Source organism: Rhizobium sp. RHZ01 (assembly GCF_014851595.1).
Taxonomy (GTDB): domain Bacteria; phylum Pseudomonadota; class Alphaproteobacteria; order Rhizobiales; family Rhizobiaceae; genus Rhizobium; species Rhizobium altiplani.
In genome coordinates this window covers 39,644-49,511 of sequence record NZ_JACUZZ010000039.1, presented here as the reverse complement: position 1 = coordinate 49,511, position 9,868 = coordinate 39,644, and the positions used below count along the sequence as shown (strand labels likewise).

Genomic DNA, 9,868 nt, shown 5'->3' with positions numbered 1-9,868 from the left:
CGTCTTAAGACGCGGGAGAGTCGGTCGCTGCCAGGTCTGCTAAACGCAACAACACATGCGCCGAATGTCGAAGACATTCGAAAGCTGCATGTGAAACAAACAAATCTTCTCATCACGAAAACGGCCCCAAGCCGATCAAAAGGGCCGCCCACAAAGCGGCCTTTCTGCTATAATGGCTCGAAACAGAGCAGAACCTAACATGAGACAACGCGGCTTCGCCCCGTTGCTCAGGCAGTAAGAGCAAACCGCAAGCGGTTTACTCGGACGCGACAAAACCCAAAGGGTTTTGCACTTGGCGCGGGGTGGAGCAGCCCGGTAGCTCGTCAGGCTCATAACCTGAAGGCCGCAGGTTCAAATCCTGCCCCCGCAACCAAATTTACTTGCGACCCCGCTGCACACGCTGCGGGGTTTTCCTTTTTGACCGAAAGCGTCAGGATCCCCGCTAGATCGAAGCGAACGTCGATCTTGATTTTTCCGTTCACCGGCGTGAGGATGATGTCCTTGACCAGCGAACGGATCACGTTCGCCGCTTCAATACACTTTTCCTCGGAATCGTCCTCGAGCGTCTCGTAGAGTCGCTGAACCCGTGAACGAGACTGATAGTTTCGTATTGCATTTGGCGCTACAAATCGCTATTTTCCTCGTAAAGGAGATATGTCATGGCCGCCACTGTCGAACGCAAGGAATATCCGATCTCGATGCGTCTGCCTGAAGCAGATGTTGCAATGATCGATCGCGCGGCAAGCCTGCGCGGCCGCTCGCGCACCGATTTTGTGCGGGAGGCGGCCGTGCGCGCCGCAGAGGAAGTCGTTATGGAGCAGGGGCTCATCCGCATGAGCCCTGAAGGCTTTGCCGATTTCCTGGGTGTCTTGTCCCTACCGGTCGCTCCTGTTCCGGAGATGGTGGAACTGGTCAGGCGGCCCGCGCCGTGGGAAGTTGATTACGAGCCGAAGCAATAAGCCGTGGCCTTATCGGCTCCAGAACCGCTTACGGCGGCGCATGATGTTTCCGAATTTTCCTGCGGCAAGCCGACGCTCGATCATTGGCTGAAGACGCGCGCGCTTTCCAATCAGGAGAAAGGTTTCACGGCGGTTCTCGTCGTCCATGAGGGCGGGCGCGTCGTCGGGTATTACGGCCTGGCGCCTACCGCCGTCGTCCCTGCGATCCTCCCGCGCTCGATCCGCACCGGGCAACCGCCCGATCCGGTTCCCTGTCTTCTCCTCGGCCAGCTTGCCACGGACACGGAATGGGTGGGGATAGGCATCGGCACAGGTCTGGTGAAACATGCTCTTGAGCGTTGCGTCCAGGCCGCCGCTCTGATCGGCGGGCGGGCGTTGATGGTCAACGCCGTCGATCACGAAGCGGCGCAGTTCTGGCAGCGCCGAGGCTTCACGCCCTCGAAGGACGACCCGCTCGTCCTGTTTCGCTCCATCGCCGCAATCGTCGCATCGCTGGCGGAAGCGCGACAGCAAGAGCAAGGCGCATAACCTGAAGTCTTCACCGACGCCAAGCGGCTGTCCCTGATCCTGCCCGGTTCGGACATGCCGGTCGCCGACGATCGAGGGGATCGCAAGTAATGATTAAATCCTGCCCCCGCCGGCGATCGCCCGCATCATCGCGGAAGCCGCGCCTGGGACTGATATCGAGGCGATCATCGAAGTGGAGGATGGCCGCGAGGAGCAGCCGCTGCCGACCGAGAGCACGCTCAAGGCGCGCTGGTTGCATCGTAGGCATTATCCCATGGCTGCGAGCGGTATTCCTGCGGATCAGGCCAAAGCCGCGATCGTTGCTTACGGTGGCGACACCTTCGTCTGGGCTGCCTGTGAAAAAGCAGACGCCCGGTCCATTCGCAGTTTTCTCAAGAGCCGCAAGCATGACCGAAAGTCGTTGTATGTTGCCTGGTACTGGGAGCGGGATATCGCCCAGACGGTCTGACTGACAGTAGATGCAGTGCAAGCTGAGTGATGGCGAAAGCGATGCTGTCGAGTCTGAACGCGCGGCGATCGAAACCGGGCGAGGGTAGTATCTTAAACTGCCGTCAATTGACCTTCGCGTGGCACGTCAGTGGCGGATGATCTCCTGCTATTGGCGACATTGAGTGCGTTTCGGGAGGCGGGACAAGGCAAGTTCCTGTCCCGCCACCGCCGAGGCCCTACCTCTTAACCGGTGCCGCGACAGCACGAGTTATCGCGTCGGTCTATCCAAAGTCCTAGCACCCGCATCAACGAGGTCGCTTTGGCGATCACGGCCGCGGCGTAAAAAGCCAAATGACATGTTGAACCCAACGGATGGCGGCGCTTGCGTGAGAAACGACTGAAGGTGTTTCATAGTGGGGGTATGCCGCAGTCGATCCTTCGCGTACGAAGGTACCGAACCGGTAATCTCTTATCTAACGCGCAAATCTCTGTTCGAATCCCATCAAGACCGGCACTTTTACAAGTCTCCGTGCTATCAGGCCCCCGCAACCAAATTCCACTCAACGACAACGATTTATTGCCGCCGCTCAATCTGGAGGGTGGCATCGCGTATTCCTAATAATCGCCCGAAAACACGTGTGGCGAGAACTTTGACGAACCATCGTGGTTCACCAATAATAAAAGTGAACCAAGGAAAGACAGGTGCTTTGACCACTGCATTTACCGTGCGGGTTTCGGATGAAACCGCGAGCAAGCTTAATCAGATTGCGGAAAAGCTGGACCGCTCCCGCGCCTATATGGCTGCCGAGGCCATCAAAGCTTTCGTTGAGCAGCAGGAGTGGCAGCTTGCCGAGATCGAAGCCGGGTTGGATGCGGCCGATCGCGGCGAATTCGCCAGCGCCGAAGACGTGGCGAAGGTTGTTGGGAAGTACGTCAAGTCTGCCCGCCAATCATGAGCGGGAAACGTATTCGCTGGACGCTTCGGGCGTTGCGGCGGCTTGATGAAATCGGCGCTCATATCGAGCAGGACAATCCCGATGCGGCAGCGCGCGTGATTGCCAGAATTGTGACGGTCGTGGATATGCTCGCCGACTTACCCGCAAATGGGCGACCCGGCCGTATCAAGGGCACCCGCGAAGTGGTGTTGGCCGATATTCCCTACATCATCGCGTACCGCGTCAGTCGAGATATTGAGATCATCACCGTCATGCACGCCCATCAGCGGTCGCCACAGACGTTATGACATGCCGCGTACATCAGCCCGAGTCTTTGACAAATCCCTAAGGGGAGGATGCCGGTCGGCACCGGGCGAAATAGGGGCTTACCCCGGTTCATCGTCCGCTAAAATTGCACTGTGCTCCACTTATCGCAGATGCGATCTGATCTTCGCTTCGACTCCCAATTGGTCTCAATGTGTTCGCCGAATACAAAGTGGGGAACAGAGGACACACCCGCCTCTGCTGCATGGGCAGCCTCCTGCGTAACGAGCTGGTGTTGCGCGGGATCTTGCGTGATTGCGCGAGCGTCCGCAATGAAGTGGTCACTTAGGGCTCACCTGCGTAGAAGCGGCAGCAACTGGTTACCCTGGCGTTTGATCTCCGCGAGGTAGGGCGTATCGGAGAGCACGAAATGGGTGATGCCCAGATCCTCGTACTTGCTCAGGGACTTGGCGACGTCGGCCGCCGAGCCGACCAGCCAGGTCGTGCCGGCGCCGCCACCGCCGTATTTGCCGGGGGCGGTGTAGAGGTTGTCGTCCAGGACGTCTCCCGATCGATGCAGGTCGAACAGTCGCTGCTGGCCGACCGCGACTGCCCTGCGATGATCGCTCCAGCCGGCGCCATTGCCCTTGGCCATCTCTGCCACCTTTGCTTCGGCGTCGGCCCAGGCCTGCTCGGTGGTGTCGCGCACCAGCGTGGTGATCCTGAGCCCGAACTCGAGTGGCGGCAGATCTCGATCAAGCTCCCGGCTCAGCGCCTGCAGGCGCGCGATGCGCTCGCGGACACCATCGAGCGGCTCTCCCCAGAAGAGCTGGACATCCGCTTCGGTGGCCGCGACGCGCTCGGCCGCCTCGGAAGCGCCGCCGAAATAGAGCTTCGGGTGGCGACGATCGCCGTGCGCCTCGATGCGCGGCACGACGGTCGAACCCGCGACGCCGAAGTATTCGCCGTCATAGCTGACGTTTTCCTCCGTCCAGAGCCTGCGCACCAGCCGCATGAATTCCTTGGTGCGAGCGTAGCGCTCTGCCTGGTCTCCCTCCCGGTCGCCATAGGCCGAGAGATTGTCGAGGCCGGAGACGATGTTGACACGGACACGCCCGCCAGTGAGATGGTCGAGGGTGGCGGCGGCCGAGGCGAAGTTCGCGGGTCGCCAGTAACCCGGGCGGATCGCTATCAGCGGTTCGAACGTCGTCGTGCGTGCCGCAAGTGCAGCGGCAAGGGTAAATGTGTCCGGTCTGCCCCAACCCGTTCCGATCAGCGCACCCTTCCAGCCATGCTCCTCGAGCGCCCTGGCGTGTTCCGTCAACGTGGCCAGGCTGTTGTGATGTTCAACCACGGAATCGCCGCGATGCCCCGGCCTCGTGTCGTTCGGTATGTACCAGAGGAATTCGCTGTCTTTGCTCATCGTCGGCCTGTGCTTGTGAAATCAAATAGTAAAACCGGAGATCGGCGTCCCGCTATCGTGATGCGAGACGACCGAGTGCGTTGCGGGCGGCGATCGTCCGGATCATGTGGCTCTGCGGGGCATGGGAGCGGCCGGTGATGGCGTCTCGATGGTGGCGCTCGAGCTGGAAATCACGATTGAGGCCAGGGTTTCCGGCGAGCTCGAGAGCGAGGCTGGTGATCGCCACCGCATTGTCGATGACGACGTGGCGGACATGCATGCCGTCCATTCCAACGACCCTGCCAGGGTCGACGTCTTCGCCGAGCGAGCGCAGCAATCGGGCATTGGTTGCAAGGCGGACTTCGATCTCTCCCAGCCCATCCTGAATGCGCGGAACCGTCGATAGCGGAGCGCCGAGGCTTGCCGGCGTATGGTGGGCGGCGAAGGCGAGCACGCGGTCGCGGGCGGAAAGCGCCACGCCGTGGTAGACCGCTGATATCAGCGAGAAGAAGAAGGCGGTTGCATGTTCTTCGCGGCGCAGCGGTTCGGAAGCCGGCTGGGCTTCGATGATGTCTTCGAGTGGAACGGCGACATTGTTAAGGATGATATCGTCGCTGGCTGTCGCATGCATACCGGCGGCATTCCATGCCTTTTCAAACTGCAGGCCGGGGCTGTCGGTCGGAACGAGGAAGGAGGCCAGTCTCGGCTCCTCCTCGTCGGTCAGTGCCAGCAGCGACACCCATTTCAGTACGGGTATGCCTGTCACGTAGCTCTTGTGGCCGCTGATGCGCCAGACGTCACCGTCTCGGCGCGCGATGGTCTCGGGCAGCGCGCCGTGGGCGGGAGAGCCGATGCGCGGCTCGGCCTGGGCAGCATTGATCAGAGCCGGCCCAAGCCGATTGGCCGTGAGTACCCGCTCGGCAAGGTGGTCCGGCCACTTTGCGAAGCGGCGCAGGCTGTAGTGGCTATTGTAGTGCATGGCGAGCACGAGCGCGGTCGAAGGTTCGCCGCGCGCGATCTCGCTGATGACGGCCTGCGCCTCGGCAAGGCCGGCGCCATGGCCGCCGTGCTCAGCCGCCGTCACCAGTCCGAGCAGGCCGGCGTCGAAGAGACGGGTGAAGTTCTCGAATGGAAAATCTCCCGTCTTGTCGTAATGCGCGGCGCGTCCGGCGAAGTCGACGGCGAGCCGTCGTGCCTTGTCCACCGGATCGATTTTTTCCTGAAGCATGGTTGTTCAATCTCCCGGTTCAGGCCACGGCACGCCTGTTGAAGCTGTCGACATGACGGCGGTCGACCCAGTCGGCGATGTCGAAGTCGGCGGCGAGGAAGCCGAAGTCGCGCAGAAAGTTCTTGTAGTGGCCGATCGCATCCACCAGTTCGGGCTGCAGGCCAAGGCCAAGGTGCTTGTGGATGTCGGGGCCATTGGCGGCGACAACCTGCTCTTCGGTGGCGCCGGCCTCCCGCGCGACGAAGCGCCTCGTTTCCTCGGGATGCGCTTCGGCCCATGCGCTGGCCTTAAAGATCGATTCAAGCAGGCGGGCGACGAGATCCGGCCGATCGTCGGCCAGAAGCTCGTCCACCGTCAAAACGCGCGGCGAGCCAGAGTTGATGCGGATCTTGGGATCGGGGTGGAAGCCGAACTCGGCCACCTCAACGGCGCCAATCAGGTTGGCGACATTGATGCCGGCCGTGCCCTTCACATAGATTGCGTCGACGTCACCACGAATGAGGGCTGCAACTTCCTCGCCATAGGGCTGCCTGCGCTTCAGCCCGAAGAGAGACGGGCCTTCCTGCGTCGAGAGCACGGAATCGGAAAGCGCGATATCGATGATCTCCACAGCGTCGAGCGCCAGCCCGTCAAGCGACAGCGCCGAAAGCAGCCCCTTCAACGCGGTGGCGCGCATGAAATCGACGATGCCTTCCGGGCGACGGGCAATGCCGAAACGGCGCCCCTTCAGGTCCTTCGTGGTCTTGATGCCGGTTTCCGGCAGGGTGATGATCGCCTGGAATTCATCGGTCCAGGTGATGCCGACGAGGCGTGTCTTGCGTCCCTCAGAGCGCGCGCGGATCGGCGGAACGTTGCCGCCATGGCGGAACGACCAGTCGAGCGTGTGGTTGAAATGGCTCTGGCGGATGTTGCGGTCGGGTGAATCGATGATCGACTTCAACGTCACGCCGTCCTTGCGGAAGTTTTCCTCGAGATAGCCGAGTTGCGCGGCAAGGCCGACGGGCGTCGGCACCGGGCAGCGCGTGTACCAGATTTCGGAAATGGCATTGCCTGTTGTAGCTGGGCTTGTCATGGCGTTCCTCCTAGTGGCGCAGGCCGGCTTGCTTCATCAGGGGCAGGACGTCGGTGCCGAAGAATTCGAGATCGTCGCGGAAGTCGAAGAAGCTGAGCTGCAGGCCGTCGACGCCGGCCTCCTTCAGCTTGACGAACTGATCGACCACCTGTTCGGGCGAGCCGATGACGCGGATATTGCCGCCGATGGCGCGGTAGGGATCCTGCGGATCGCGTCCCTTCCAGGCATGGGCATCCGAGTTCAGCGACTGGAAGCCTTGCGGCGAGCGTTGGTCGGCATGGGCGACGATGCGGTCGGCGAGTTCCCACGCCTCCTTCTCCGTCGGCCGGCAGATCACCATCGGATTGAGCAGCGTGCGCACAGTACGGCCGACGCTGATTGCCGAATCCTTGACCCGCTTCGTATGCGCCGGCAGCGAATCCAGTGCGCTGTTGATGTCGGCGCCGGTCGGACTGGTGATGAAAACGATATCCGAATAGCGACCGGCAAAGGCAATTCCGGCATCCGAACCGGTGGCGTTGACGAGGATCGGGCGGCCGAAGTTTGGCTTCGGCGTGACGAAGCCGCCGCCGAGCTTCCAGCTGCTTTCGCCTTCGAAGGAGAAGTTCTCGCTGTCGCTCCAGAGGCGCTGGACGACTTCGAGGAATTCGGCGGCCAGTTCGTAGCGCTTGTCGTGCTCGATGCGCGGCCAGCCGAACATCTCGTGCTCGACCGCCCGGTGGCCGGTGACCACGTTAATGCCCCAGCGACCGCCGGTGATATGGTCGAGCGTCGCGCCGAACTTTGCCAGATGCAGCGGATGCCATGGACCATAAAGGACATGCATGGTCGAGATGAGCATAATCTTCTTGGTGAGGCCCGCCAGCGCCGCCGTCGACACGAAGCTATCCAGCGCCTGGCCGTCGAAGACGCCGCCATAGCCGCCCTTCGGCAACCATTGCGACAGCGCGAAGACGAGGTCGAAGCCGAGTTCCTCCGCCCTCAACGTCAAGGCCTTGTTGTAATCGAAGCGCCAGTCGGTCGATCGCTCGAGCGTCGATTGCGTCCAGCCCCCGGCCTGAATCGGCAAGAAGAGGCCGAGGAGTACGGGCTGCTTCAGCGCCTGGGATAGCGGGCTTTCCGGGAAGTCGGTGGGTGCGGCAAACTTCGGCAGGCCGACGATCGATCCGGGGGGATGTTGAATGGTCATGAGTATATTCCTGCTGGTTTGGCGTCAGGATGCTGCGACGTAGGCGAAGGCGAGGCTGCCTGCGATGCCTTCGCCGCCGACGGTGTGATCGGAGATGCGTTTGTTGTAGATCGTCAGTTCCGGCTGGCTGACGATGTCGATCGCGGGCACGTCGTCGACGAGGATTTGCTGGATCTCGCGCCACTGCTCGACACGCTTTGCCGGATCGACTTCGATCGCTGCGGCTTCGAGCAATTCATCGACCCTGGGATTGCTGTAGGCCGCGCCGTTCGAGAAGGGGACGCCAGGCTTGAAGTTCTTGCTCCAGTAGAGGCGCTGAACGCCGACCGTCGGGTCGAACAGGTTGCTCATGCCTTCGAAGGCGAAGTCGAAATCGCGGTCGGTGTAAATGCGCTTGGTGTAGGTCGCGAAATCCTGGCTGCGGACCTTGGCGTCGATACCCACCTTGGCAAGCGCCTGGCGGATATACTCCGAACCACGCGGATAGGTTTCGCCACTCGGCACGAAGTCGAGATTGATGTGCGCACGGATGCCGTCTGCGCCGCGCGGGAAGCCTGCTTCATCGAGAAGCTTCTCGGCCGCGGCGAGATCGATCGGATAGGTCTTGAGATCCGGCACGAACCATTTCGCGAGGTTGGGATTGATCGGGCCGGGGATCGCGGCGCCGTAGCCGTAGTTGATGGTGTTGAGAATGACGTTGCGATCAATGACGTGCGCAAAGGCGCGACGCACCCTCACGTCCTTGAAGAACGGGCGCTCGAGGTTGAATTCGATGCGGCTGACGCCGTTCTGGTATTGGTAGCCCTTGGTCTCGAAGGCGAGCCCTTCGGCGCTCTGCAGCCGTTCGAGGTCGCTGAGCGGCACGGGTGTCGACGGCGCCAGATCGATTTCTCCGGTCTCGATCGCGATCGAGCGGGCGGCGGCATCAGGAATGAAACGGATGATCAGCTGGTCGAGATAGGGGCGGGGCTGATCCCAGTAATCGGGGTTGCGTTCGTAGACGATGTGGCTGCCGCGCACCCATTCCTTGAACTTGAAAGGACCGGTTCCGATAGGCGCAAGATTGGCCGGATTTTCCGCAACCTTGGTGCCTTCGTAGATATGGCGCGGCACGATCGGCGTTTCGGAGGCGGCAAGCGCGGTGATCAGATAGGGCGCGGGCTTGGAAAGCTTGAGGATGGCCGTCTGTGCATCGGGCGTTTCGATGTCGGTGAGATTGAGGAAGGTGTTGCGGCCGCGCGGGTGCACTTCCTTCAGGGTCTTGATCGAGAAGGCTACATCGGCGGAGGTGAAGGGCTGTCCGTCATGCCATTTCACGCCGTCGCGCAGCTTGAAGGTGTAGGTCAGGCCATCGGGGCTGACAGTCCACTCCTTGGCCAGCAGCGGTTTCGGATTGAGGTCGAAGTCATAGGTGAGAAGGCCTTCAGTGGTCTTCGGCGAGACATAGACCGCGTTATAGGCCGTATGGGCGATCGTCGTCAGGACGGGCGGCTCGGCGGCCAGCAGAAGCGTTGCCGTGCCGCCGCGCGTTGCGGTGGCTGCGAAGGCGGGAAGCCGTGCTGTCGCGGTGACGCCGAGTGCGACCGAGGCCAGAAGAAAGCTGCGGCGCGTGGGTGCGGGAAATAGTGACATCTTGTTCAGCCCTCGTGATTCAGGGGCCGTCACGGCCCGCTTCAGTGTCATTCCGCGGATCGAGCCTGCTTTAGAGATTTTTGCCCCGTGACTGCTTTGAAGTGGGAAGAAAACCTACGCAGTGTCGATATGCGGTATTAAGTTTCCAAAAGCGCGCCAAATGGCTGCATCGTTGGAATTATTTACCAATATGGATTTGACAAAACCCACAGAATTAGTCAACTACTGAG

Annotated in this window: 9 protein-coding genes, 1 tRNA gene and 1 pseudogene; 6 read left to right on the top strand and 5 right to left on the bottom strand. The window is 61.2% G+C overall.

Features of this window, described 5'->3' with window-relative positions; all coding sequences use genetic code 11:
• Positions 1–296 precede the first annotated feature (296 nt).
• From IB248_RS28420 to IB248_RS28395, 6 genes and pseudogenes are all read left to right on the top strand, one after another.
• Positions 297–373: transfer RNA gene (locus tag IB248_RS28420), tRNA-Met, on the top strand.
• A gap of 286 nt (positions 374–659) precedes the next feature.
• Positions 660–959: a DUF1778 domain-containing protein gene (locus IB248_RS28415; RefSeq protein WP_018859495.1), complete on the top strand. Its 300-nt coding sequence runs from the start codon at positions 660–662 to the stop codon at positions 957–959.
• A gap of 3 nt (positions 960–962) precedes the next feature.
• Positions 963–1,487 carry a GNAT family N-acetyltransferase gene (locus tag IB248_RS28410; protein ID WP_062370610.1) on the top strand — a complete coding sequence of 175 codons (525 nt, stop codon included), beginning with the start codon at positions 963–965 and terminating at the stop codon, positions 1,485–1,487.
• A 109-nt stretch (positions 1,488–1,596) separates the two neighbouring features.
• Positions 1,597–1,935 (top strand): annotated as a pseudogene (locus tag IB248_RS28405) (SIP domain-containing protein); the annotation flags it as partial.
• Between the two features lie 688 nt (positions 1,936–2,623).
• On the top strand, positions 2,624–2,872 hold the full coding sequence (locus tag IB248_RS28400; RefSeq protein WP_169681008.1) for a CopG family ribbon-helix-helix protein: 249 nt from the start codon (positions 2,624–2,626) through the stop codon (positions 2,870–2,872).
• Positions 2,869–3,159: a type II toxin-antitoxin system RelE/ParE family toxin gene (locus IB248_RS28395; protein ID WP_169680968.1), complete on the top strand. Its 291-nt coding sequence runs from the start codon at positions 2,869–2,871 to the stop codon at positions 3,157–3,159. Before IB248_RS28400 ends, IB248_RS28395 begins: the two co-directional genes overlap by 4 nt.
• Positions 3,160–3,467: 308 nt before the next feature.
• Here IB248_RS28395 and IB248_RS28390 read toward each other — a convergent pair whose 3' ends face one another.
• The 5 genes from IB248_RS28390 to IB248_RS28370 are packed head-to-tail and all read right to left on the bottom strand — an operon-like array spanning position 3,468 to position 9,638.
• Positions 3,468–4,538, bottom strand: coding sequence for an LLM class flavin-dependent oxidoreductase (locus tag IB248_RS28390; protein WP_192242011.1), 1,071 nt, complete (start codon positions 4,536–4,538; stop codon positions 3,468–3,470).
• A gap of 52 nt (positions 4,539–4,590) precedes the next feature.
• Positions 4,591–5,745: an acyl-CoA dehydrogenase family protein gene (locus IB248_RS28385; protein ID WP_192242010.1), complete on the bottom strand. Its 1,155-nt coding sequence runs from the start codon at positions 5,743–5,745 to the stop codon at positions 4,591–4,593.
• Between the two features lie 19 nt (positions 5,746–5,764).
• Positions 5,765–6,817: an ABC transporter substrate-binding protein gene (locus IB248_RS28380; RefSeq protein WP_192242009.1), complete on the bottom strand. Its 1,053-nt coding sequence runs from the start codon at positions 6,815–6,817 to the stop codon at positions 5,765–5,767.
• 10 nt (positions 6,818–6,827) lie between these two features.
• The gene (locus tag IB248_RS28375; protein ID WP_192242008.1) at positions 6,828–8,006 is read right to left on the bottom strand and encodes an LLM class flavin-dependent oxidoreductase; all 1,179 of its coding nucleotides are present in this window, start codon (positions 8,004–8,006) and stop codon (positions 6,828–6,830) included.
• Positions 8,007–8,030: 24 nt separating this feature from the next.
• Positions 8,031–9,638 carry an ABC transporter substrate-binding protein gene (locus IB248_RS28370; RefSeq protein WP_192242007.1) on the bottom strand — a complete coding sequence of 536 codons (1,608 nt, stop codon included), beginning with the start codon at positions 9,636–9,638 and terminating at the stop codon, positions 8,031–8,033.
• Positions 9,639–9,868 lie beyond the last annotated feature (230 nt).